This window comes from Mesorhizobium sp. C399B, assembly GCF_030323185.1.
In the GTDB taxonomy this organism is placed as follows: Bacteria; Pseudomonadota; Alphaproteobacteria; order Rhizobiales; family Rhizobiaceae; genus Mesorhizobium.
In genome coordinates this window covers 3,762,389-3,785,801 of sequence record NZ_CP100472.1, presented here as the reverse complement: position 1 = coordinate 3,785,801, position 23,413 = coordinate 3,762,389, and the positions used below count along the sequence as shown (strand labels likewise).

25 protein-coding genes, 1 pseudogene and 1 riboswitch are annotated in these 23,413 nt (G+C 63.6%); of the genes and pseudogenes, 11 read left to right on the top strand and 15 right to left on the bottom strand.

The window, feature by feature from the left end:
* Positions 1-8: 8 nt before the first annotated feature.
* Positions 9-932: a 3-dehydrocarnitine:acetyl-CoA trimethylamine transferase BcoG gene (gene bcoG / locus NLY36_RS18250; RefSeq protein ID WP_023736238.1), complete on the bottom strand. Its 924-nt coding sequence runs from the start codon at positions 930-932 to the stop codon at positions 9-11.
* 76 nt (positions 933-1,008) lie between these two features.
* Here bcoG and NLY36_RS18245 point away from each other — a divergent pair, with 76 nt between their 5' ends.
* The gene (locus tag NLY36_RS18245) at positions 1,009-1,989 is read left to right on the top strand and encodes a GlxA family transcriptional regulator (protein ID WP_023736239.1); all 981 of its coding nucleotides are present in this window, start codon (positions 1,009-1,011) and stop codon (positions 1,987-1,989) included.
* Positions 1,990-2,050: 61 nt separating this feature from the next.
* On the opposite strand, the gene NLY36_RS18240 is transcribed toward NLY36_RS18245, so the two are convergent.
* Both NLY36_RS18240 and xylA read right to left on the bottom strand, forming a co-directional pair.
* A complete protein-coding gene (locus NLY36_RS18240) occupies positions 2,051-2,254 on the bottom strand; it encodes a hypothetical protein (protein ID WP_023668865.1) in 204 nt (67 codons plus the stop codon).
* A gap of 205 nt (positions 2,255-2,459) precedes the next feature.
* Positions 2,460-3,785, bottom strand: coding sequence for a xylose isomerase (gene xylA / locus NLY36_RS18235; protein ID WP_023703616.1), 1,326 nt, complete (start codon positions 3,783-3,785; stop codon positions 2,460-2,462).
* A 113-nt stretch (positions 3,786-3,898) separates the two neighbouring features.
* Between xylA and NLY36_RS18230 the strand changes: the two genes are divergently transcribed.
* A complete protein-coding gene (locus NLY36_RS18230; protein ID WP_023715528.1) occupies positions 3,899-4,261 on the top strand; it encodes a nuclear transport factor 2 family protein in 363 nt (120 codons plus the stop codon).
* A 191-nt stretch (positions 4,262-4,452) separates the two neighbouring features.
* On the opposite strand, the gene xylB is transcribed toward NLY36_RS18230, so the two are convergent.
* The 3 genes from xylB to NLY36_RS18215 all read right to left on the bottom strand — a co-directional run bounded on the left by xylB (position 4,453) and on the right by NLY36_RS18215 (position 7,961).
* Positions 4,453-5,907 carry a xylulokinase gene (gene xylB, locus NLY36_RS18225; protein WP_023715527.1) on the bottom strand — a complete coding sequence of 485 codons (1,455 nt, stop codon included), beginning with the start codon at positions 5,905-5,907 and terminating at the stop codon, positions 4,453-4,455.
* An 80-nt stretch (positions 5,908-5,987) separates the two neighbouring features.
* Entirely contained in the window at positions 5,988-7,313 is a 1,326-nt protein-coding gene (locus NLY36_RS18220) for a tetratricopeptide repeat protein (RefSeq protein ID WP_023715526.1), read from the bottom strand.
* Between the two features lie 24 nt (positions 7,314-7,337).
* On the bottom strand, positions 7,338-7,961 hold the full coding sequence (locus NLY36_RS18215) for a LysE family translocator (RefSeq protein ID WP_023696914.1): 624 nt from the start codon (positions 7,959-7,961) through the stop codon (positions 7,338-7,340).
* Positions 7,962-8,190: 229 nt separating this feature from the next.
* On the opposite strand from NLY36_RS18215, the gene NLY36_RS18210 reads away from it, so the two are divergent.
* The 6 genes and pseudogenes from NLY36_RS18210 (at position 8,191) to NLY36_RS18185 (ending at position 12,717) form a co-directional block, all read left to right on the top strand.
* Positions 8,191-8,958: a L,D-transpeptidase gene (locus NLY36_RS18210; protein ID WP_023668871.1), complete on the top strand. Its 768-nt coding sequence runs from the start codon at positions 8,191-8,193 to the stop codon at positions 8,956-8,958.
* Positions 8,959-9,057: 99 nt separating this feature from the next.
* Positions 9,058-10,224, top strand: coding sequence for a diphosphate--fructose-6-phosphate 1-phosphotransferase (locus NLY36_RS18205; protein WP_023696913.1), 1,167 nt, complete (start codon positions 9,058-9,060; stop codon positions 10,222-10,224).
* Positions 10,224-10,988: an MBL fold metallo-hydrolase gene (locus NLY36_RS18200; RefSeq protein ID WP_031196287.1), complete on the top strand. Its 765-nt coding sequence runs from the start codon at positions 10,224-10,226 to the stop codon at positions 10,986-10,988. Before NLY36_RS18205 ends, NLY36_RS18200 begins: the two co-directional genes overlap by 1 nt.
* A 15-nt stretch (positions 10,989-11,003) precedes the next feature.
* Positions 11,004-11,234, top strand: a pseudogene (locus NLY36_RS18195) (PDZ domain-containing protein); the annotation flags it as partial.
* 134 nt (positions 11,235-11,368) lie between these two features.
* Positions 11,369-11,980 (top strand): sulfite oxidase-like oxidoreductase, encoded by a 612-nt coding sequence (locus NLY36_RS18190; protein ID WP_023696910.1) that lies wholly within the window; start codon positions 11,369-11,371, stop codon positions 11,978-11,980.
* The gene (locus NLY36_RS18185) at positions 11,977-12,717 is read left to right on the top strand and encodes an FAD-binding oxidoreductase (RefSeq protein ID WP_023696909.1); all 741 of its coding nucleotides are present in this window, start codon (positions 11,977-11,979) and stop codon (positions 12,715-12,717) included. The genes NLY36_RS18190 and NLY36_RS18185 overlap by 4 nt, the downstream gene beginning before the upstream one ends.
* Positions 12,718-12,762: 45 nt before the next feature.
* On the opposite strand, the gene NLY36_RS18180 is transcribed toward NLY36_RS18185, so the two are convergent.
* From NLY36_RS18180 to NLY36_RS18145, 8 genes are all read right to left on the bottom strand, one after another.
* Positions 12,763-14,229 carry a nucleotidyltransferase family protein gene (locus tag NLY36_RS18180; RefSeq protein ID WP_023696908.1) on the bottom strand — a complete coding sequence of 489 codons (1,467 nt, stop codon included), beginning with the start codon at positions 14,227-14,229 and terminating at the stop codon, positions 12,763-12,765.
* Positions 14,229-14,921 (bottom strand): glycosyltransferase family 2 protein, encoded by a 693-nt coding sequence (locus NLY36_RS18175; protein ID WP_245260271.1) that lies wholly within the window; start codon positions 14,919-14,921, stop codon positions 14,229-14,231. The genes NLY36_RS18180 and NLY36_RS18175 overlap by 1 nt, the downstream gene beginning before the upstream one ends.
* A complete protein-coding gene (locus tag NLY36_RS18170; protein WP_023736240.1) occupies positions 14,906-15,658 on the bottom strand; it encodes a glycosyltransferase family 2 protein in 753 nt (250 codons plus the stop codon). Before NLY36_RS18170 ends, NLY36_RS18175 begins: the two co-directional genes overlap by 16 nt.
* A 33-nt stretch (positions 15,659-15,691) precedes the next feature.
* Positions 15,692-16,435, bottom strand: coding sequence for a glycosyltransferase family 2 protein (locus NLY36_RS18165; RefSeq protein ID WP_023668880.1), 744 nt, complete (start codon positions 16,433-16,435; stop codon positions 15,692-15,694).
* Complete coding sequence (locus NLY36_RS18160; protein WP_023696906.1) at positions 16,432-17,481, bottom strand: hypothetical protein; 1,050 nt, start codon at positions 17,479-17,481, stop codon at positions 16,432-16,434. The genes NLY36_RS18165 and NLY36_RS18160 overlap by 4 nt, the downstream gene beginning before the upstream one ends.
* A gap of 152 nt (positions 17,482-17,633) precedes the next feature.
* Positions 17,634-18,056 (bottom strand): PqqD family protein, encoded by a 423-nt coding sequence (locus NLY36_RS18155; protein ID WP_023696905.1) that lies wholly within the window; start codon positions 18,054-18,056, stop codon positions 17,634-17,636.
* Positions 18,057-18,216: 160 nt separating this feature from the next.
* Positions 18,217-19,317 (bottom strand): FAD-binding oxidoreductase, encoded by a 1,101-nt coding sequence (locus NLY36_RS18150; RefSeq protein WP_023696904.1) that lies wholly within the window; start codon positions 19,315-19,317, stop codon positions 18,217-18,219.
* A gap of 37 nt (positions 19,318-19,354) precedes the next feature.
* The gene (locus tag NLY36_RS18145; RefSeq protein ID WP_023668884.1) at positions 19,355-20,602 is read right to left on the bottom strand and encodes an aromatic ring-hydroxylating oxygenase subunit alpha; all 1,248 of its coding nucleotides are present in this window, start codon (positions 20,600-20,602) and stop codon (positions 19,355-19,357) included.
* A 117-nt stretch (positions 20,603-20,719) separates the two neighbouring features.
* Positions 20,720-20,921: riboswitch (cobalamin riboswitch) on the bottom strand.
* A 499-nt stretch (positions 20,922-21,420) separates the two neighbouring features.
* Between NLY36_RS18145 and NLY36_RS18140 the strand changes: the two genes are divergently transcribed.
* The 3 genes from NLY36_RS18140 to NLY36_RS18130 all read left to right on the top strand — a co-directional run bounded on the left by NLY36_RS18140 (position 21,421) and on the right by NLY36_RS18130 (position 22,201).
* Positions 21,421-21,627, top strand: a complete 207-nt coding sequence (locus NLY36_RS18140; RefSeq protein ID WP_023668885.1) for a DUF680 domain-containing protein — start codon at positions 21,421-21,423, stop codon at positions 21,625-21,627.
* A 66-nt stretch (positions 21,628-21,693) separates the two neighbouring features.
* Positions 21,694-21,897 (top strand): DUF680 domain-containing protein, encoded by a 204-nt coding sequence (locus tag NLY36_RS18135; RefSeq protein WP_023668886.1) that lies wholly within the window; start codon positions 21,694-21,696, stop codon positions 21,895-21,897.
* A 70-nt stretch (positions 21,898-21,967) separates the two neighbouring features.
* Positions 21,968-22,201: a DUF680 domain-containing protein gene (locus tag NLY36_RS18130; protein WP_023736241.1), complete on the top strand. Its 234-nt coding sequence runs from the start codon at positions 21,968-21,970 to the stop codon at positions 22,199-22,201.
* A 73-nt stretch (positions 22,202-22,274) separates the two neighbouring features.
* On the opposite strand, the gene NLY36_RS18125 is transcribed toward NLY36_RS18130, so the two are convergent.
* Positions 22,275-23,387, bottom strand: coding sequence for an ABC transporter ATP-binding protein (locus NLY36_RS18125; RefSeq protein WP_023668888.1), 1,113 nt, complete (start codon positions 23,385-23,387; stop codon positions 22,275-22,277).
* Between the last annotated feature and the right edge of the window lie 26 nt (positions 23,388-23,413).

Here is a 23,413-nt window from a genome sequence, read left to right as displayed (position 1 = left end):
ATCTCCGCTTAAGCCGCCGCTGCGATCGGCGCCCGCTTGGTCAGGTTGAGCTTCCTGCGCACTTCCTCTGGCCCAAGGATCCTGGCGCCGAGATTGATGACTATGCTGGCCGCGCGCTCGACGAGCTGCGCATTGGTGGCCAGCACGCCCTTGTCGAGCCAGAGATTGTCTTCGAGACCGACGCGGACATTGCCGCCGGCGAGCACTGCAGCGGCTGCATAGGCCATCTGGTTGCGGCCGATGGCGAAGGCCGACCAGTTCCAGGTCGGCGGCACGTTGTTAACCATGGCCATGAAGGTGTTGAGGTCGTCTGGCGCACCCCACGGCACGCCCATGCAGAGCTGCACCAGCGCGTCGGCGTTGAGCACTTTCTCTTCGACCAGCTGCTTGGCGAACCAGAGGTGACCGGTATCGAAAGCTTCGATCTCCGGCTTGACGCCGAGCGCCGTCATCATGCCGCCCATGGCGCGCAGCATGCCGGGCGTGTTGGTCATGACATAATCGGCCTCGGCGAAGTTCATGGTGCCGCAATCCAGCGTGCAGATTTCCGGCAGGCACTGGCGCACATGTTCCAGGCGGTTGGTGGCGCCGCCCATGTCGGTGCCTTTTTTATTGAGCGGCAGCGGCGCTTCCGGTGAGCCGAACACCATGTCGCCGCCCATTCCGGCGGTCAGGTTCAGGATCACATCGACTTCTGCCGCGCGGATGCGGTCCGTCACTTCGCGGTAGAGATGGACATCGCGGCGCGGCTTGCCGGTCTCGGGGTCGCGGACATGGCAGTGGACGATGGCGGCACCGGCCTTGGCCGCGTCGATGGCAGAATCGGCGATCTGCTTGGGCGAGCGTGGCACATGCGGGGAGCGGTCCTGCGAGCCGCCGGACCCGGTCACGGCACAGGTAATGAAAACCTCACGGTTCATCGCGAGCGGCATGGACATCTCCTCCCATAGAAACAGACCCAACAATGCCCGACTTGCCGGAAACTGTTTTGCGATTTACGAAGCTCTCATGATCAAAAGCGAAAAACCGACCATCTTTCGCGCTGAGCGATCGCCGCTCAAGGTGACGCTGCTGGTGTTTTCAGGCTCGTCCATCATGTGCGTGGCGTCGGCCGTCGACCCGCTGCGCGCCGCCAACCGCATCTCAGGCGAGACGCTGTTCGATTTCAAACTGGTCTCGGTCACCGGCGAGGCGCCGGTCACCACATGCGGCCTGCCGGTGGCGGTCAGGGGCCGCTTCGATGCGGCCGAGCCGACCGACGTGCTTGTCGTCGTCGCCGGCTTCGGCACCCAGAATTACGCGACATCGGCTCTGCTTTCCGGATTACGGCGAGCGGCCCGCGCGGCTCGCGCCTGCGGCGGCGTCGAGGCCGGCACATGGCTGGTGGCGCGCGCCGGCCTCCTCGAAGGCCGCAGCGCCACCACCCATTGGGAAGACATGGAGGATTTTTCCTCCGCCTTTCCCGGCGTCGACGTGCGTCCGGACCGCTACGTCATCGACGGACCGGTGTTCACCTCGGGCGGGGCGTCGCCGACCTTCGACCTGATGCTGCATCTGATCCGCACCCGGCTCGGCATGGCCGTCGCGCTCGATGTCGCCAGCGTCTTCATCTACGACCAGGCGCGCGCCGCGACCGACGCGCAGCCGCTGGTCTCGCTCGGCCGGCTCGATGGCTACGACCCGCGTCTGGCGCAGGCTATCCGGCTGATGGAATCGCATGTCGACCAGCCGCTGACCATCGACGCGGTGGCAAAACGCGCCGGGGTGACGGCGCGGACATTGGAGAGCATTTTTCGCAAGTCGATCGGCGAGACGCCGGGCGCATATTATCTCAGGCTGCGGCTGGGCGCGGCGCGGCGGCTGGTGGTCGACACGCGGATCGCCATGGCGGATATTGCCGGGCGGACGGGGTTCTCGTCCGCCGCGGCATTTTCCAGAGCGTTTTCAAGAGCGTTCGGCGAAGCCCCGGTCAGGCTGCGCCGAGGTTGATGCATGTCGCCCAAAAGTGTGTCGCGGTTTTGGGATAACGACATGCACAGACAAAGGGAGATCAGGCTGCGTTCTGTCGATCGCTGCCGGCGTCCATCTGCGAGCGCATCTGCCTCGCCAGACGGACTTCAAATCGGCTGCTGACAGCACGATCCCATTCGTTTTTCACGCTGTCGGTCGGCCGCGGCAGCGCCATCAGCCGGTCGATGATCGATCCGGTCTCGCCGGATGAGAGCAGGGCGTCGATTTCGCGTTCATGCTGCATATCGGTTCGCCTCCTTCCTTTTCACCCGCCACAACCGCATCCTTATACGAGATACGTGACGGCAGTTTGAAGGCAAGAGCGAGGTCATTGAGGGGCGCCAAAGGGCAAACCCTTGTCGTCGGATAGGGTCTTGCGCAAACCCCATTCCGGGGCGGCCGGAATGTTATCCAGCCACCCTTGAGCACAACGAATCGGCTTTCCGCCCTCAGACGTAGCGGTTGACGATGTTTTCCAGCAACTCCTGGCGGCCGGAGCGTGGCTGCGGCTCGATCTTCTTCTTCACCACGCGCTCGGCGATGTCTTCCAGCGAGCGCTTGCCCGACAGCATCGCCTTGCCCTCGGCCGTGTTCCAACCGGCATAGCGCTCGGCCAGCGGACCCGACAGCGCCTTGTCCTCGACCATCTTGGCGGCTGCCTTGAGGCCTCGTGCGCAGGAATCCATGCCGCCGATATGGCCGATCAGCAGGTCCTGCGGGTCGAGCGACTGGCGGCGCAGCTTGGCGTCGAAATTGGTGCCGCCGGTCTTGAAGCCGCCGGCCTGCAACACCTGGTAATAGGCCAGCGCCATCTCGGGCACATTGTTGGGGAACTGGTCGGTGTCCCAGCCCGACTGGTAGTCGTTGCGGTTCATGTCGATCGAGCCGAAGACGCCGAGCGCATTGGCCAGCGCCAGCTCGTGTTCGAAGGAATGGCCGGCGAGAATCGCGTGGCCCTGCTCGATGTTAAGCTTCACTTCCTTCTCCAGCCCGAAGCGCTTGAGGAAACCGTAGACCGTGGCGACGTCGTAGTCGTACTGATGCTTGGTCGGCTCCTGCGGTTTCGGCTCGATCAGGATCGTGCCTTTGAAGCCAATCTTGTGCTTGTAGTCGACGACCAGGCTGAGGAAGCGCCCGGCCTGCTCCTGCTCGCGGGCAAGATCGGTGTTGAGCAGCGTTTCATAGCCCTCGCGCCCGCCCCACAGTACATAATTCTCGCCCTTCAGCCGCTTGGTGACGTCGATGCAGCTTTTCACCGTCGCCGCCGCATAGGCGAAGACATCCGGATCGGGATTGGTGGCGGCGCCCGACATGAAGCGGCGGTTGGAGAACAGGTTGGCCGTGCCCCAGAGCAGCTTGACGCCGGTCTTCTTCATCTTGGCGGCAAAATAGTCGGCGATCTCGTCGAGCCGCGCGGCACTTTCGGAGAAATCCTTTCCTTCGGGCCGCACGTCGGCGTCGTGAAAGCAGAAATAGGGGGCGCCGAGCAGCGAGAACATCTCGAAGGCGACGTCGGCTTTCAGCTTGGCGAGTTCCATCGTGTCGACGCCGCCAGCCTTGGGAAACCAGGGCCGGTCGAAGGTCTGGCCGCCAAAGGGATCGCCGCCCGGCCAGGCGAAAGAATGCCAGTAGGCGACGGCGAAGCGCAGATGGTCTTCCAGCCGTTTGCCGGCCACCACCTCGTCGGGATTGTAGAAGCGGTAGGCCAGCGGGTTGATCGAATCCGGCCCCTCATACTTGATCGCTTTGATGTCGCCGAAAAATCCGCTGCTCATGATTTCTGTCCTCTCTCGAATAGTTCGCCCTGATTACCTCAGGCGTAATTGGTTTCGCTCTCGCTCGGGGTGAAAAGGCTCGTGTCAAAGCCACTCAACGAAGGAGACAGACCATGACCGACCTCAACACGATCGCCCAGAACTACATCACCGCCTGGAACGAGGCCGATGCGGATCGCCGCGCCGAACTGCTCAAGGCCACCTTCACGGAAGACGTCAGCTACCGCGATCCGCTGATGCAAGGCGACGGCCATGCCGGCGTAGCCAAGCTGATCGACGGTGTACAGCAGCGCTTCGCCGGCTTCCGGTTCTCGCTGAAGGGCCAGCCGGACGGGTTTGGCGACCGCATCCGCTTCTCGTGGAATCTTGGGCCGGAAGGCGTGCCGTCGGTTATCGAAGGCACCGATATCGGTGTTATCGAGAACGGCCGTCTGAAGAGCGTCACCGGGTTTCTCGACAAGGTGCCGGCGCAGTGATCGATTAAGGGTGGCGCGAGACACCCCCCTCTGCCCTGCCGGGCATCTCCCCCGCAAGGGGGGAGATTGGCTGGCATCCACGCCTTCGCTAATCACCCACCTTACAAGACTGGCATACCCGCCGACGCTGCCGATCTCCCCCCTTGCGGGGGAGATGCCCGGCAGGGCAGAGGGGGATGCCTCGCGCTCACTCACGCCATGGCGCCTTTGATCGCCGGGTATAGCGCCCGGTAGCGCTGGTACGCATCGGCATACGCCCCGCCAAGCGCAGCATCCGGCTCGATCGTCGCATCCGTCCTCGGCGCCGTGCACACCGCCCGCGGATCAGCCCCTGTCGCCGCGATCAGACCAAGCCTCGCCGCGCCAAAGGCAGCACCGAAATCGCCGTCGGCCGGAATGTCCACGGGCACCTGCAGCGCCGTAGCGATCGCCTTCAGCCAGTAGCGCGAGCGCGAGCCGCCGCCGATTGCCGTCACCCGCGTCAAATCCGTGCCGGCGGTCTTCAAGGCTTCGAGACTGTCGCGGAATGCGAAGGCGACGCCCTCGAGCACGGCCTGCGTCAGCACTGCGCGCCCGGATTCATGCGCCAGTCCGGTGAAGGACCCACGAATGGCGGAATCATTGTGCGGCGTGCGCTCGCCCGAGAGATAGGGCAGGAACGACACCCCGCTAGGCGCTTTCAGCACATCGCCAAGTTCGGCGGTCAATTCGCCGGCCTTCTTGCCTGAAATCTCCGACAGCCAGTTCAGCGAATCGGTCGCCGACAGGATGACGCCCATTTGGTGCCAGGTGTTTGGCAGCGCGTGACAGAAGGTGTGCACCGCGCTGGCCGGATTGGGCAAATAGGACGCGTTGGCGGCAAACAGCACGCCGGATGTGCCAAGCGACACGAAGGCATGGCCGGCGCCGACCGTGCCCATGCCGCAGGCCGAAGCAGCATTGTCGCCGGCGCCGCCGGCAACCGGGGTGCCCGATGCTATGCCCCAGCTGGCGGCCAGTTCGGCGCGCAAGGCGCCGGCCTTCTCCGTGCCTTCGACCAGCGACGGCATATGCCTTTCGTCGAGCGATGTCGCCGCAAGCAATTCGGGGGACCAGCGCCGTTTGCCGACATCGAGCCAGGAGGTGCCGGCCGAGTCGGACATTTCTGAGATATGCTCGCCGGTCAGCCACAACCGCAGGAAATCCTTCGGCAAAAGCACCTTCCCCACTTTGGCGAAGACGGCAGGCTCATTGTTCTTCACCCAGGCGAGTTTCGGCGCCGTGAAGCCGGGGAAGACGATATTCCCGGTGAGTTGGCGAAAGCGCGGGTCGGCATCGAGCGCGGCGGCCTCGGCGTGACTGCGCGTATCGTTCCACAGGATGCAGGGGCGCAGCACCTGGTCGCCGGCATCGAGCAAGGTGGCGCCATGCATATGGCCGGAAAGGCCGATGCCCTTGACCGCGGCAAGCTCTTTCGGGTGCGAGGCTTTCAGCTTGGCAATGGCGGTCTCGCAGGCGCGGATCCAGTCGGCGGGGTTTTGTTCGGACCAGCCGGGATGCGGCCGCGATACGTCAAGCGAAGCATGGCCGGAGCCGATGATCTTCTGCCCGGCATCGATCAACAGCGCCTTGACGCCCGACGTGCCGAGATCGAGGCCGAGATACATGCATTCCTCCCATTGCCATAATTTTTTCGGGTCTCGAAAAAATCTGGCTTGCCAGTTTTTAAAACAAGATCCGCCGCGGGTCAATTCTCTGACAAATTGGCGGCGCGTTGCGAAAACAGCGCCGACAGCGGACTGTCCGGCCGGACCAGTGCGCGCTCGGCCGTCAACGCCCAGGCAAGCGCCGTGTCGCCGGCGCGCAACGCCGCCTCGATCAGCGTGAGATCAATCACATCGCGCTGGGCGTGGCTGCCGCCAAAGCGATGGGCAATGGCGCGGATCGGTCGGATCAGGCGCACCGCTTCGCTGTAATTGCCCTCGCCGAATGCCTTGATGCCTTCCGTCAGTGGCTGGCCGACATCCCGGGTAAAGGCGGCGTTGTCGTCGCTGCCGCGCATCGCCTCGTGCTGGGCTTCGAGCAAGATCTTGGCCGGCGCTTCGAGACCGGCGCCGACGAATGCCATCATCGCATGCGCATCGTTGAAGGCGTAATTGCCGGCTCCAGCCTTCGGCGCCCAGTTGGCAGCGAGCGCTGCCCAGCGGTCGCCGACATCGACACCGCCGAGATAAAGCCGCCACAGGATCGCGGATGCATCGACCATGTTCAGCGCCAGCGTCGAACGCTCGCCATAGATCGGCCCGTCATAGAGTTTGAGCACCTCGTCGGTCTCGCCGAGATCGTAGTGGAACAGCGCCAGATGCCACCAATTATGCACCTGCAGGAAGCTCTCTTTGGTCCACGCCTCGGGATTGGCGCGCATCCAGGCGATGCCGTCCCGTTGCCGGCTCTGCATCTCCATGACATGGGCGACCGCGTGCTGCGCCCAGCCGTCTCGCGGCTCGATCTCGATCGCCTGTCGGCCGAAACTTTCGGCTCTGATATAGTCGCCCATCTCCTCGAGACCGAAGGCCTGCATACCGAGAATGGCGTGATAACCTGGCATGCCGCTCTGCCAGGACGGTAGCGCGCGGCCGATACGGTCGCGCAGCATGCGGGCATTGCCGGTGAAGAAGTCGATCTGGTGGCCGACCTGCAACGCCACCACGTCGAGCGGGTTGTCGATGGCGATATCTTCGAGCAGGCGCGCGGCGTCATGCCAGCGTCCCTCGGCAAGGTGGCCAAGGGCCGCCACATGCGCCTGTTCGCGCGGCGTCGCGGCAAGCGGCAGTGCCGCAGCATGGCATGCCTGGGTGACCGCCATTGCCTCGCGTTCGGTGGCGAGGCCGAACAGATACCCCTTGAAGACATGCGCCATGACGAAACCGGGATCCGCCGATATGGCGCGGTCAACGGAGCCGACCGGGTCGCCGACGAAGCATTGCAATTCATGAACGGCCTGGCTGTAGGGTGAAAACCCGGCCTCGGTCGCGCCCGAAAACATTAGGCCGAATGGATCTCTTACTGCCATATCGGCCCTGATGCTCCGCAGTTCCTAATTGCCCGAGCGCATCGCCACCGTGGCGATCCCGGCGCCGACCAGCAGCGTGCCGCCGGTGCGGTTGAAGATGCGGATCGCCTTGGGGTTGCGTACGACGTTGCGGGCGCGCGCCGCAATCAGCGCGTAGCCGAAGGCATTGGCGAAGGCGAGCGCCAGGAAGGTCGCTTCGAAGATCAGCATCTGTGTCCAGAAATCGGCTTCCCGGTTGAGGAACTGCGGCAGGAAGGCGACGAAGAAGGTGATGCTCTTCGGGTTGAGTGCGGTGACCAGCCAGGCGTGCGCCATCATCTTGGCGGCCGAGACGGCATCTGTGCGTGGTTCGGCTTTGAGCGCGCCGCCGGCGCGAAACAGTTTTACCCCGAGATAGATCAGATAGCAGGCGCCGATCAGCTTCAGAATGGTGAACACGGTCGCCGACGCGGCCAGCAGCGCGCCGATGCCCAGCATCGACAGGGTCATGGCGGTGAAGTCGCCCAGCGCCACGCCGACGGCCATCGGCAAGGCAGTGCGCCAGCCCTGGCCCAGCGCATAGGACACGACCAGAAGAATGGTCGGGCCCGGAATGATGAGCAGGACGGTGGAGGCGGCGGCGAAGGCGGCCCAGTTTTCGAACGACATCTTTGTCTCCTTGAGCGCAAAGAAAAGGATAAATCCTCGTGTGCGGAGGAATGTAAAGAGCCCTCTCCCAAAAATGCACGGCGGACCATTTCGCCAGATCGCTGCGGCTATTGGCGGCACAGGCTTAAGACCGGTCGTTGGGCCTTCACCCTTTTTCAACCATGTTTGGCGAAACTGCCTGCTATCCGGCCGGACCGTGTTTCCCGCCGACAGCGTAGGGTTTGGGTGCATGCGTGAGTTGCCGCAGAATGTGACGCCGCCAGCAAATGGCGACGCAAACGAGACCGAACATCTCTATTCCCGCCGCTTCGTCCTGTCAGGGGCCGGCGCCATGACGCTGCTCGGCATGGCCGGCTGCAGCACTTCGACGCTCGAGCTGCCGCAATTCCAGCTGGATGACACGGTCACCGGCTCGGTGCGGCCGATCCGTCCGGCGATCAGCGTCGACAAGAACGTCACCGGCCCCGATGTCATGTACGCTTCGCTCAACGATGGCGGCTTCGAAGTGCCGGCGGTGCCCTATCAGAAGGTCAAGCCGGAGTTCCGCCGCCAGATCGTCGTCAACGAGACCGGCGAGGCGCCCGGCACCATTGTCGTCCATCTGCAGGAGCGAAAGCTCTATCTGGTGCAGGAGGGCGGCGACGCCATCCGCTACGGCGTCGGCATCGGCAAGGACGGCTTCCGCTGGTCCGGCCGCGCCAACATCCAGTACGGCAAGGAATGGCCGACCTGGACGCCGCCGCCGGAGATGATCCAGCGCAAGCCGGAACTGGTGAAGTGGCAAAACGGCCAGCCCGGTGGCCTCACCAACCCGCTCGGCGCACGCGCTCTTTACATCTACCAGGACGGCAAGGACACCGGCTACCGCATACACGGTTCGCCGGAATGGGCGAGCATCGGCCAGGCGATGTCGTCGGGCTGCGTGCGCCTGATCAACCAGGATATCATCGACCTCTACAGCCGCGTTTCCAAGAAGAACCCGGTCGTGGTCGTCTGATCCTGTGCGGCGGTTTGGCGCCGCTGGAAACTCCCGTTGCGCGATGCGGCAAGCTAGGCCAAGGTGCCTTGAAAACCACAGCGCCGGGAGAGATCGAGCATGGCTGGAACGTTTGTCATCGCACAGGGCGGCGGCCCGACCGCCGTCATCAACCAGACGGTTGTCGGGGCCACGCTGGAAGTCCGCAAGCGCCATCCCGGCGCCAAGGTGCTGGGCTCGCTCCACGGCGTGCGCGGCATTCGTGACGGCAACTATGTCGACCTCTCCGCCATCCCCGAGGACCGGCTGCGGCTGATCGCCGGCACGCCGAGTGCCGCGCTCGGCTCGACACGCGACAAGCCCGACGCTGCCTATTGCGAAGTCATCCTCAACGGGTTGAAGAAGGCCGGCGCCGACGCTTTCATCTACATCGGTGGCAACGACACGTCGGGCACGCAGCAGATCCTGACCGACGCCGCCGGCGGCAGCATCGCTTTCGTCCATGCGCCAAAAACCATCGACAACGACCTCGAGGAAAACGACCACACGCCGGGCTTCATCTCGGCGGCCGAATTCGTCGCCGGCGCCTTCCTGTCCGTCGATCTCGATTTCCGCGCATTGCCCGGCATCTATGTCGGCATCGTCATGGGCCGGCATGCCGGCTTCCTCACCGCGGCGGCTGCAGCCTGGCAGCTCGATCCCGACAGCGGCCCGCATCTGGTCTACGTGCCGGAACGGCCATTCTCCGCCGCCGGTTTCATCGACGACGTGCGCGCCACGCTCGACCGCCACAAGCGCTGCATCGTCGCCGTCTCCGAAGGTGTCAGCACCGCCGACGGCAAGGCGCTGGTCGAAAGCCTGGTGCCGCCGGACAAGCTCGAGCGCGACGCGCATGGCAACGTCAAACTGTCGGGCAGCGACCTGCCGACAGCTCTGGAACGTGCGCTCGCCGAAGGCCTGCCGGGCAAGCGCGCCCGCGTCGATGCGCTTGGCTACATGCCGCGCGGCTATGTCGGCTCGATCAGTGCCGTCGACGCGCAGGAGGCTTTCGACGCCGGCGCCTTCGCGGTTGCCGTTGCCGGCGAAGGCGGTGGCTCGGTGGCGCTGCAATATGACGGCACGAAAACCTTGCTGAAGAAGGTGCCGCTGAAGAACGTCGCCGGCAAGACGCGCCATATGCCCGACGATTTCATGAAGCCCGATGTCAACCAGCTGTCGGAAGCGGGCATGGCTTACCTGAAGCGGCTGGTGCCGGAAAAATACAAGGTGGGAAAGCCCTTCGTCTGATGGGCGGCCGTTTTGGCGGCACCCGTTTTGGTGGCGAGCGCGTTGTCGGCGACTGGTTCGGCAAGACGATCATCGACGACCGCACGACGATGCTGACCGAGCCGTTCGTGCATGATTTCGTGCGCGCCAACATCTGGCATTTCAGGGGACGCGACGCCGACCTGCTGGTCGACACCGGCATGGGCATCTGCCCGCTGGCGCCTGAGATCGACACGCCCGAGGGCAAGCCGCTCATCGTTGTCGCCACCCACATCCATCTCGACCATGTCGGCTCGCTGCACGAGTTTCCGCTGCGCGCCGGGCCGCGGCACAGTGCCGAGCATTTCGAGACCATGAACGATCAGGTGACCTACGCCTACATGTTTTGTAATCTCGACGGCGCCGTTTCGAAATTGCCGGCGCCGGGCTGGACGGCGGCCGACTACAAGATTCCGCCGGCGCCGCTGACGCGCACGCTGGACGAGGGCGACATCGTCGACCTCGGCGACCGGCAGTTCCGCGTCCTGCATCTGCCCGGACATTCGCCGGATTCGATCGCTTTGTTCGACGAGGCAGACGGCCTGTTCTTTGCCGGCGACGCCATCTACGATTCCACGCTGATCGACGACCTGCCGGATTCCTCCCGGCCTGATTATCGCCGTACCATGCAGCGGCTCCTTGACCTGCCTGTTCGCCTCGGCCATGGCGGCCATGGGCCGAGCTTCGACGGCAACCGGATGCGCGAGATCGCCACAGCCTATCTCAGGCGCACCGGAGGCCTCTGACGACATTGGGATTGGAACCAGCGTGGCGCCGTGGTCGAGCGCGTCAATCCGGACAAGGCAGCTGCCAATGCCGGCCTGCAGCCGGGCGACGTCATCGTCGCCGTCGACCGGTCGCCCGTGCGGGATGCGCGGCAAGCCAACCAGGCGATCGCCGAGGCCGGCAGATCGGGCCGGAAGTCGGTGCTGCTTTTGGTCGACCGGGGCGACGCGCAAATCTTCGTCGCCGTACCCTTCGCCGCCGGTTGAGTCATGATGCGGCGGGCTCGCTGAACGATCGGCAGGCCTGCCGCACGGCCCCGCCAAAATTCCTGTTGCCCGCCGCGACATCTTCGAGAACATTACGGCAGGCCGGCAATGGCCTGCTAAAAACGGACAGTCCGATGGTCACTCGCGGTTTTTCCTCCGGTCGAAAGCCTCCGACGGAGACCGATGCGCGCATTCCGCCCGGTCAGTATCTCGAACAGGGCTTTCCGGTGCTGTCGGCGGGGCCGACGCCGCGCGTGCGCACCGAGGACTGGTCGTTCACGCTCAAGCACGGGCCGCGCCGGATCAAGAAATGGAACTGGGCCGAGTTCAACGCGCTGCCCTTGACCAAGATGACGCGCGACATCCATTGCGTTACCGCCTGGACCAAGTTCGATACCGCCTGGCAAGGCGTGCTGGTCGACGACATCCTTGCCGATGCAGGCATCGAAGCGCCGACCGGCTTCCTGCTGGCGCATGGCTATGACGGCTATACCACCAACGTGCCGGCCAAGGATCTCACCGCGGGGAAGGCGATGGTGGCGCTGCTTTATGAAGGCAAGCCAATCACTGCCGACCATGGCGGCCCGGCGCGGCTCCTGGTGCCGCATCTCTATTTCTGGAAATCGGCTAAATGGCTGAACGGGCTGCAGTTCACCGAGCGCGACGAGCCGGGCTTCTGGGAATTGCGCGGCTATCACATCTATGGCGACCCGTGGCGCGAGCAGCGCTATAGCGGCGATCCATGAGCGAAGCGCCGCAATCTCCCTGGCAGACGGCGAAAATCACCCGGATCGAAAAGCGGACGCCACGCGTCACCAGTTTCTTTTTCGCGCTGTCACGGCCATTCGCCTATCGCGCCGGACAGCATGTCGACGTCAGGCTGACGGCGCCTGACGGCTACCAGGCGCGCCGCTCCTATTCCATCGCCTCGGCGCCGGAGAGCGGCGCCACGATCGAGCTGGCGATCGAGAAGCTCGACGACGGTGAAGTCTCGCCCTTCTTCCACGACATCGCCGCGGTCGGTGACGAGATCGAACTGCGCGGGCCGCTCGGCGGCCATTTCGTCTGGTCCGATGGGGATGGCGGGCCGCTGCTTCTGGTCGGCGGCGGCTCCGGCGTGGTGCCGCTGATGGCGATGGTGCGGCATCGAACCTTGCGCAAATCGGCGGTGCCGGTGGCGCTGATGTTTTCGGTGCGGGTCTGGGACGAGGTGATCTTCCGCGACGAGCTGATCGGTCTCGGTGACCGCCGCGACGGGTTCGAGCTGGTGCTGACGCTGACGCGCGAGGCCGTACGGCGCCCGTCCGACTATTCGAGGCGCATCGACACGGCAATGGTCATGCAGGCGCTCACGCGGCTGCCGCGGCCGCCGGCGCTCGCCTTCGTCTGCGGGTCGAACGCCTTCGTCTCGGCGGCTGCCCAGGCGCTGATCGACGCCGGTATATCAGCGGAAATCATCCGCACCGAGCGCTATGGCGTCTGAGAGGGCCACAGTGGTTCACCGTTTCATGGAAACAGCCACCCGCTCTCAGGTGGGTGAAAACCTTGCCGACAGCAATTGGAACGGCAGCGCGCCATAGGCGGCGACTTCGGCCTCATTGTCCCAGTTGCGGAACTGGCGCGATGGCCGTGCCTCGATCACCAGAGGCCGGCCGGTGTCGTCCACCGTTACCTTGCCGCGAAAGCGCAGCACACGTCCGCCGCCGGCGCGGCTGATCACCATGGAACGCAGGCGGGCGACATGGCCGCCGCCGGCATTGATTTCCATCTCAATGCGGCGCCGGATTGGTGGAACGACGATCCTGACGGTGACGTCCAGCACCATCGCTCCAGTCCTGTCCGGACGCGGCAGGGGCTGGGAAAGTGCAAACGGCGCCGACGTCGCTCTTGCCTTGCGCAATGTCGGCCTGCCGCGCCAGACGGCGGGCGTCGGCTGCTGCAGGCGGCCCTTTTTGCGTTTGAGGCGCAACTGCTTGGCAAAGCCGCGCGACAGCCAAACGAGGCCGCCGAAATCGGTGCGCGGCTTGGCCTGCAGCACCGAGGACCAGCGCGACAGGCCGGCGCGGTCGGCCAACTCAATCGTCTTTGCAAGTTCGGCCTCCGGCACCGCAATGCCGATCCCCAGGCAGAGATAGGAGAGCGCCACCGCCGCGGCGACGGCGAGGCCCCGCTTGGCGACGATGTCGGCGAACACGCCCCAGTCGACTGCGCCACTCTCGATGGCGACCGCACAGTCGACCAGCCAGTCGCTGTGGGTGTGGGCATCGAGGCCGCCATGTGCGATGGCGAGCGCCATGCGGTCGGCCGGAGAGGGCACAAGCACGCGGACGCCATTGAAATCGGCTGACAGCGCCCGCTGCCAGATCGCCAGATCATCTTCCGCGCTCTGCTGCGACCCGTCATAAGCGAGCTGGTGCAGGTCGATGTCGCCGAAACTGCCCTTGAAAAAATTCATCGAACGCAAGGACGCCAGCCTGGTGCGCAGATATTGCGGACTGACGCCGGTGGCGATCTGCCAGTCGCGTTCGCTAAGCACATCGAAGGCGGCAATCATGGCCTGCGAGCGCACCAGTATGTCGATGTCATGCGCCACCCGGCCGCGCTGCGCCGACGCGTTGACGGCGATGCGGCTGGCGCCTTTGATAAGCATCACCGCGCAGCCGGCGTCGATCATGGCCTGTAGCGCCGGCTCGGCCTCGCGCGCAGCCAGTCGCGATTTGGTCCACAGCATCTTTTGCAGGCCGACAAGACGTGGATAGGCCGGATGCCCAGCGAGCTTGCGGCCGAACCTGTCGGAGATCGCGGCCAGCAGCCGATGCTCGCGGAAAGCAGCATGGTCGATATCGTTCTCGTCGAGCCAGCGCGCCGCATAGGCCCCGGCCGCCTCTTCATCGGGGAGCAATGCGGCCTTCAGCAACTGGTCGAGGCCGCCAGTGGGCCATGACCAACCATAGTCCGGAAACCGACGGCCGATACGGCGCATGGCATTGGCCATCAGTCGGCGCTCGCCTTTTTCGCTGCTCGCCTTTGCATGGCCAGCCTTACGACTTCGACATAACCGCGGTCGCGCACGGGGTCGCGTCCATAGGACATGCTGTCGGGCCGGATGCGGCGCAAGGTCAGGACATCGTCGAGCATGGCAAGCGCAAAGCCCGCCTCGCGGACACGGGCGATCCAGTCGACCATGTCGCCGCGACCGCCTTGCGGGTCGATGATCGGACCGACGGCCTCGGCTACCTCCCGGCGGATCATCATCGTCGTGCGCGACCAGCCCGCCACGGCCACGTCCTGTTGCACATCGGGCTTGTCATCGCGAAACGTCCGCCAGTGGGCAAAGACTCCTGCCGTCGCGGGAAACCGCTCGAAATGCTCCAGCTGCCTTTCGATCTTGGTCGGCAGCCACAGATCGTCCGCATCGAGCGTGGCGACGAAGGGCGTCGCCAGCGCGGCGATGCCCCTGGTGGTGGCGCTGCCTGGTCCGGCATTGTCCTGGCGCAACACCTGCACCGGCATGCCCAGCGAATTGACCACCGCGACCGTATCGTCGGTCGAGCCGTCATCGACGACGATTATGGCGTCGGGCTGGACCGTCTGGGCCGCGACCGATCGCAGCGTCTCGGCGATGGTGGCGGTCGCGTTGAAGGCCGGAATGACGACGCCGTAGCTGGCCATCACAGGAAACGCCAATTCGCAAGTTCCTTGAAATCGAAGATGCCGTCGACAGGGTGCAAGGAGCGGTCGGCCACGCGCCGTTTCATCGACTTGTAGACGGCGCGCATGAATTCGCGAAAAGGAACATCGGCCTGCCTGGTCATGTTGCCGGGATGGCGCCGGTAATAGAGCGCAACAGTGTCGGGCATCGTGAATTTCGGACCGCTTTCGAAAGTGCGCAGCAGATAGTCGGTGTCCTCGGCCTGGTGGAAATCCTCGTCGAAGCTGCCGATGCGTTCGACCAACCGCCGGACGAAGATAGCGGGAGACAGGTGAATGCCGCGAACCGTCATCGAGTGGCTGTCGGCTGTCGGCTCCAGCGTATCGTCATCTATGTCGTCGACCAGCGTCATGCGCGAATAGGTGAGCTCGAGGGTGGGGTCTGCGTCGAAACAGGTCAGATCCGCCTTGAAGCGGCCCGGCGGGGAAATGTCGTCGGAATCGAGAAACGATACCAGCCCGGTCTGCGGCAGCAATTGCCGCAAGCCCGCGTTGCGTGCCCGCGTCACCCCGGCATTCTGCTGCTGGAAAAGGCGAATGCACGGCGCCTCCGCGATCAGCGAGCGCACGACCGCCACCGAACTGTCGGTCGAACCGTCATCGATAACGATGATGTCGAGATCGGCGGCATCGCGCTGCCTCAGCAGCGAGCGCAGCGCCGAGCCGACATGGCGTTCGCGGTTGTAGACCGGCATGATCACGCTCAGCTTCACGCACGCATTCCAGGCTGTGATCTATTCATTCTTTCACCACTCTGCCGGGCGCTTGATCTCGAAAAGCCCCTCGACCGGGCGCCGCGACGGATCGGCCTTGCGCCGCCGCAAGGATTTCTGAATCACACGCAGATATTCGCGCACCGCCACATCCCTTTGCTTGGTCAAATTGCCGGGGTGGCGCCGGTAGTATACCGCGACGGTGTCGGGAAAAATGTGCTTTGGGCTGGTTTCGAAAATGCGCAGCAGATAGTCGGCGTCTTCGCCCTGCCGGAACTCCTCGTCGAAAGCACCTGTACGGTCGATGAGTGCCCTGCGGAGTATCCCGGCGCTAAGGCTGACGCCGCGCACGGTGGGACCTGCGCCGCCCCGTGCCGGCTGCAGGGTTTCGTCGTCCATGAGATCGACGCGCGTCATCAGCGAGTAGGTCAGCTCGAGCGCAGGGTCGGCCGCGAACAGGGGTAGGCCAGCCTTGAATCGTCCAGCCGGCGAGACGTCGTCCGAATCCAGGAACGACACCAGTTCGGTTTGCGGCAGCAACTGCCTCAGCCCTGTGTTGCGCGCGTTGGCCACGCCCTGGTTTGCCTGCTGGAACAGGCGGATGCACGACGCTTCCCGCATGATGGCGCGGACTGCTTCAACGGAGCTGTCCGTCGAGCCGTCGTCGACAACGATGATATCGAGATCGGCATCGTCGCGTTGCCTGAGCAGGGACCGCAACGTCGAAACGACATAGATCTCCCGATTGTACACCGGCACAATGATGCTCAACTTCATGCAGCGCCCCGAAGGACGAAATCCGCAATCGTGCCGGCGATCTCGCGCGGCTCGGTCCCCAGCGACAGCCGGTAGCATGGCAGATCGCGGGTAAGCTCGCTGAAAAAGCGAAAGCCCGCTTCCCGCTCGCCCGGCATCTGCACGATTCCTGACGGGGCCAAGGCGATCATGGCATCCTTGCGCGATATGGGCATGACCGAGCTTCTCGCACCTCCCCTGATATGGGGCACTATCAAAGCAATAATGTCCAGACTTGCAGGAGGTGGTCGAGGCGCGATCTCGTCGATGCGAAAGGCATGCTTGCCTTGCCAGTTCAGCGGTTGGTACGACTTTAGCCGACCCTCCAGCTTCAGCCGCTTGAAGCCCTCCGGATCCTGCTTGAGCGTGGCAAACAGCGGATAGGCCGTCACCCCCCCGGTCCGGTCGATCAGCACATAGTCGTCGCCGACGCTATCGAGCCCATTGAGCAGGCCGGCGACGACCGTTCCCGATTTGCCGGCACCGCCGGAGCCCGCCAGCAACACGCCCTTGCCATCGATGCCCAGCGTGCCGGCATGGGTGAGCCGCATGCCGCGCGCCGCATATTCCCAATGCAGGAAGGCGCGCAGCGGCGCCCCTTGTTCCCATGGCGGAAAGGCGTCGGCCGACATCATCAGCTGCGCCCCGACATGGCGTTGCGGATCATGGAACTGCCAGAAGTCGAGGTCATGATAGTAGCTGCCGCGCAATCCGGCCTCTTCCAGCCGGTTGGCAAAGGCATGATGGTTGTAATCGCCTCGGCCCCAGGTGGCCGGGGCGGGGACGCCATCGATGGCCGGGTGGGCGACGAAAATGCGGCAGCCGTCAGATGCAGACGGATTTTCCGGGGCCGGTATGAAGGCATGGCTCATGGCTTCCGCCAGCGTGCCATGGTCGAGGTGGACACTCAGGTCCAGTCCCGGCAACCGCACGCTGGCGGCAACGGGATAGAAGGCGGCGGCGCTTTCCGCGGCCGCCAGCACATGGCGGGCATAATCCGGCAGGGTTTGCAGCGTGATCAAAGGCATGTGTTGGTTGTTCAGCGTCCAGAATTGCGCCGGGTCGCCTGATGCATGTCGCTCGGGGTGGCCCCGGTTTTGAGACGACGACATGCATAAAATCAAAGATCTAAACCGCGTCGCCTGAGTCCGTTCAAACGCGACGCGCTTTAGGGAAACGATTATGCCTGTTTCACCGCCGGCCAGCCGAGAGGTTCCTCGACCTCATGGATCGGGTCGACAATGATGAGATCGGCAAGGTCGTCATGGACATCGACCTTGAGCGGCTCATTGCTGGCAGCAAGCGCAGACGACAGCTCGCCCGAAAGCGGTTGTGCCGGTGTTTCGGCTGGCGCAAGCAACCCGAAATCGAGCAGTCGGGCAACGAAGCTTTCGAGGTCGGCCAGGCTTATTTTTGCGGCGCCCGCGGCAGCTCCGACCAGCGCTTCAGTGGCGACGCCGGACGACAAAGCCTGCCAGACCCGGCTGCCGGAATCGGAAAAGCCGAAATACTTGCCGTTCGAAAGATCGAGAACGACGGCTTCGCCATCGAATGATTCGAAAACGATGTCCTTGCTTGCGACCGCGTAGACCCGCTGTTGCATCGCTGTGTCCCCCGTCCCATGCGCCCTGAAGGGATGCGCCGGCTTCACGGTCTGCCAAGCCCTTCCTAAGTGCGTCTAAATCACTTGGCCGTTGGTTGGCAAGACAAAGACCCGCGAATACAAGCCTGCGTCGGCGACCGTTGCGGCGAAGTCGACCGGCTCAAGCCTCGATTTCGAGCGCCGACAATGGTTTCGAGCAGCAGGCAAGGATAAAACCGTCATCGATCTCGTGGTCGAGGATGCCGCCATTGTGGCTCATCTCGACTTCGCCGGAGACCTTCTTCACCTTGCAGGTGCCGCACAGGCCGAACTCGCAGGCGGCGGGAATCCGCACGCCCGAGCTGCGCGCGGTCTGCAGCACGGTCTGGCCGGCGACGCAGCCGGCGTCGACCTCCGAAAGCGAGAAGCGGATCGGCGTCACGGCTTCGACAGGTGCAGCGATGCCGTCCTCGACCGGGGAGGCAAACGGCGCCGGAATTTCCTCCACCACAGGCGCGGCAAAGCTCTCCTGATGGTATTTCGTCATGTCGAAGCCGGCGGCATCCAGCATGCCGCGCACGGCGCGCATGAACGGATCGGGGCCGCAGCAGAAGATTTCGCGCTCGCGGAAGTCCGGAGCCAGCAAGGGCAGCCGGATCGCATCGATGCGGCCCATATGGCCGTACCAGCCTTCGCGGCTGGAACGTTCCTCGATCATGAAGCCGAGCGACAGGCCGGGCATATGGCCGCCGAGCAGTTCGAGTTCCTTGCGGAAGATGATCTCTTCGGCACGCCGCGCGCAGTTGACGAAACCGACATCGGTCCATGGCGCGCAGTCGTTCAGCCAGCGCAGCATCGACATCATCGGCGTCACGCCGGAGCCGGCGGAAATGAACAGGTATTTGGCCGCCGGGTGGCTGTGCAACGAGAAGTCGCCGGCCGGTCCGTAGGCCTTGACATGCGAACCGGGCACCAGATGGTCGAACATCCAGCGCGTGCCGATGCTGCCGGCCTGCGCCTTGACCGTCACCGCGATCGAAAACGGCCGCGATGGCGACGACGACAGCGTGTAGGTGCGCATCAGCGGCCCGTCCGGTGTCGGCAGTTCCAGCGTCAGGAACTGGCCCGGCTTGTAGCGGAACCAGGTCTGGTTGTCGGAGCGGAAGGTGAAGGTCTTGACGTCGGGCGCCTCGTCGCTGACGCCGATCACTTCCAGCACCTGCAGCCTATCGTTCCACGGCGCCATCTGGTCAAGATGGCGATAGAGCCCAAGATCCGTCATCGCATTCATCCTCTGGTCCCTCTTCGCCTGCTCCAGCTCACGCGACGCTGCGTAGCGCCGGCCGGCCGCCTTCGGCAAGGCGCGGGCCGATGAAGGCCGCGTACCATTCGACGAACTGGATCACGCCGCCCTCGTGCAGCTCCGAATAGGGGCCGGGCTCATAGGCCGGAGACAGGATGCCAAAGGCGTTTTCCTCGACGATGCGGCGGTCCTGGTCGTTGGTCTCGGTCCAGACATGGGTGAGCTCCTCAAGGTTGTAGTCGACCCCCTCGACCGCATCCTTGTGCACCAGCCACTTGGTCGTCACCGCGGTTTCGGTGGCGCTGATCGGCAGCACCCGGAAGGTGACCGCATGGTCGATCAGTATGTGGTTCCAGGTCGTCGGATAGTGGTAGTGCATCAAGGTGCCGATGCGGTCGGCGGCAACAGTGTCGGACAGGTTCTTCGTCACCGCGCGCTTTCCGGACATCGTGTAGCTGACGGCATCGCGCAGCAGCGGCGCGCGGGTGGCGCGGTATTGCCCGGCCGGATCGATGCGGAACTTGCTCGGCAGGCCCGCCGCCTCGCATTTCGCCCAGTGCGCCAGCATCTCCGGATCGCTGTCGGCGCCCTGCACGCCGGTCACCGTCGGCGCTTCGGGGAATGTCTTGCACAGCTCTGGATGATTGCCGGCGCAGTGATAGCATTCGCGGTTGTTTTCCCAGACCAGCTTCCAGTTGCCCTTCTCGATGATGGTGCTCTCGAAGGCGACCTTGGCTTCATTCAGCCGGTGCGGCTTGAGGTAGGGCTCTATCATGGCGCGCATCGGCGCAAAGTCGGCAGGTTCTTTCGCCAGGCAGATGAAGATGTAGCCGCCGACGCTCTCGCAGGCGACGGGCTTCAGGCCGAACTGGCTCTTGTCGAAACCGTCGGCCATCTGGCGGGCAAACAGCAGCCGGCCGTCAAGCTCGTAGGTCCACTGGTGATAGGGGCAGACAAGCTTTGCCGCCATGCCCTTCTCAGTGTTGCAGACACGGCTGCCGCGATGGCGGCAGGAATTGTGAAAGGCGTTGATGTTGCCCTTCTGGTCGCGGACCAGCACCACCGGATAATCGCCGATCTGCACGGTGATATAGCTGCCGGGCTTCGGCAGTTCGCAATCATGGCCGATGAACAGCCAGTCGCGATACCAGATAAGCTCCATGTCGAGCTTGAAATAGTCCGGGTCGGTGTAGAAGGGCTGTTCCAGCGAAAAGCCTTGCTTGCGGCCGTTCAGGAGCCTCAGCATGTCGTTGCGCGTATCCATAGTTCTGTCCTCGTGGTTTAAGGACTGAACTTGGTGGTGATGGAGGAAGGATCGGACGCAGGCCGGCGCGGCGCCGGACATGCACTATCCACCTCTTGACCGCCCACCGCGATCAGTCGAGTCTATGCATCTCGGGCTGGTTTCCGGGCTCTGGAGTTGTCCTTGCGGACCATCGCGACACCTTCCCAGGCTCTTGCCCAGTGGTCTCCCGTTGCGACTTCAACTCCACCACCGTTGCGGGGGCAGCGCCGGATTCTGACCGGCTTCCCAATTCTCCGCTGCGTCGTCACGAAGCGGCACCTGAGATGCGATCATCTAATCACGGCAGCGATCGCGACGTCGGCATGAAAGCGACATCATATCCATGCGGCGCGACACGCGCGGCATACGCCCCCCGCCGCCGGTCAAAGAGCTGAGACGTTTCTTGCGACGCCATCATCGCCGTTTCGAATCGCTGCGGATCCAGTTCGATCGGGGGCAAAAAGGGCTCAACGGTATCGAAAAGTTACTATTAGCAATCTCTAATCGAACCGAACGGTTCGTTTCTGTTGACAATGCGTGCAGGACGGTGTGAACGACGGCCCGGAAACCGACATCGGAGCGAACCACTCGGTTCGGCATAAGCGACTGAAAACAATGCGATAAATGACCATAGAGGAACTTCCTGGCACAATTTCAAGGTGCAGGACCGTGGTCCACACGGAACAACTTCGTGATTGGAAACCAGCCTATGGCTTTCCCACATCGGGGCTGTCCGAACGACGCGAATTCCTCCCAAGACACGCCGCTAGACGGACAGACAAACTGGAGTACTAAAAATGAAAAAGATCATCCTCACTGCCGCAGCCGTTTTGGCGATCACCGGCAGCGCCTTCGCCGGTAGCGACAATTACGGTTCCAATGGTGCGAACCAGCCAGCCGTCTCGGTCGACAGCTCGTATACGGCTTCCATTCAGAAGCCGGCGCACGCTGACAAGCAGCCTGTCGTTCAGGGCGCCGACCGCGACCTCTACGGCAATCGCTGATCCCGACCAAAGAAGGGCGGCTAACCCGTCGCTCTCGGGATCCCAAAAAATTCAGGAGTATTTGAAATGAAAAAGATCATCCTTGCTGCCGCCGCCGTTTTGGCCATCTCCGGCAGCGCTTTCGCCGGCAGCGACAACTACGGTTCGAACGGCGCCAACCAGCCTGCGATTACGTCGACCGATAGTGGCCATACGGCTTCGGTTGAGAAGTCGGCTCCAGCCGAGCAGGCGCCTGCCCACGGTGCCGACCGTAACCTTTTCGGCCGCTAAAGCCGGTTTCCAGCACGTGGCGGGCTTATCCGCTGCAGCTGGCGGCATCAGAAAAATTCAGGAGACTAAAATGAAGAAGATCGTTCTCGCCGCCGCAGCCGTTCTGGCTGTTTCGAGCGCTGCCTTTGCCGGCAGCGACAATTATGGCTCCAATGGCGCCAACCAGCCGGCCGCTGCCGTCGACACCACCCGCACTTCGTCGACCGGCACCAACTCGGCGCTCTACAAGCTGCTGAACTCGTCGGACGACCAACAGAAGTTCGTTCCTCAGAGCAGCGACAGGGATCGGTTCGGCAACAACTAACAGCCGAAGCTTAAAAAAAGAGCGGCGGGCCTGGCCCGCCGCTCTTTTTTCATGCCTGTACGACGCAGCTATCTCAAGCCGCCTTCACTTCCACCGGCTTGAGCGAGAAGGAGTGCCCATCGGCGTCGAAGATGTGCAGGTCCCCGGCATCCGCGGTCAGCCGCAGCTTTGCCCCGCGCTTGACCTCGACATTGCCGGGCAGCTTGGTCACCAACGGCAGGTCAGCGCGGCCGATATCGACATAGACAAGCTGCACCTCGCCGAGTTGCTCGACATAGTCTACCACGCCCTCGAAAAGATATTCCGCGCCGGTGGCGGCCGACAGATCCTCCGGCCGCACGCCGAAGCTGACTGCCGCACCCTTTGCTGACGCCGGCGTTGCGATCGGCACCGTTGCCTTGCGGCCGCCGACATGGCTGACGATTGTCGGGTTGCCCGTCCTGTCGATTGTCGCCGGCAGGATGTTCATGGCCGGCGAGCCGATGAACTGGGCAACGAACAGATTGCCGGGCTTCTTGTAGAGGTCCATCGGCGTGCCGACCTGCTCGATATGGCCATCCTTCAGCACGACGATGCGGTCGGCGAGCGTCATCGCTTCGACCTGATCGTGGGTGACGTAGATCATGGTCGTGGCAGGCATCGATTCCTTGAGCTTGGCGATCTCGATGCGGGTCGCGACGCGCAGCGCCGCGTCGAGATTCGACAGCGGCTCGTCGAACAGGAACACTTTCGGATTGCGCACGATGGCGCGACCGATGGCGACACGCTGGCGCTGGCCGCCCGACATCGCCTTGGGCAGGCGGTCGAGATATTTGGTCAGCTGCAGGATTTCGGCGGCCTGCCGCACCCGCTTGTCGATCTCGGCCTTGCTTTCCTTGCCGATCTTCATCGAGAAGGCCATGTTGTCGTAGACGGTCATGTGCGGATAGAGCGCATAGGACTGGAACACCATGGCAATGCCGCGCTTGGAAGGCGGCACGTCGTTCACCACCTCGCCGGCGATCTTCAGCTCGCCGGAGGTGATCTCCTCAAGCCCGGCGATGGACCGCAGCAAGGTCGACTTGCCGCAACCCGACGGGCCGACGAAGACGATGAACTCGCCCGACTTTATGTCGAGGTCGATGCCGTGGAGAATGTGCAGATTGCCGTATGATTTCTTCACCTGTCTCAGCGTGACATCGGCCATAATTTCCTCCCAGTGATTTCCCTAGA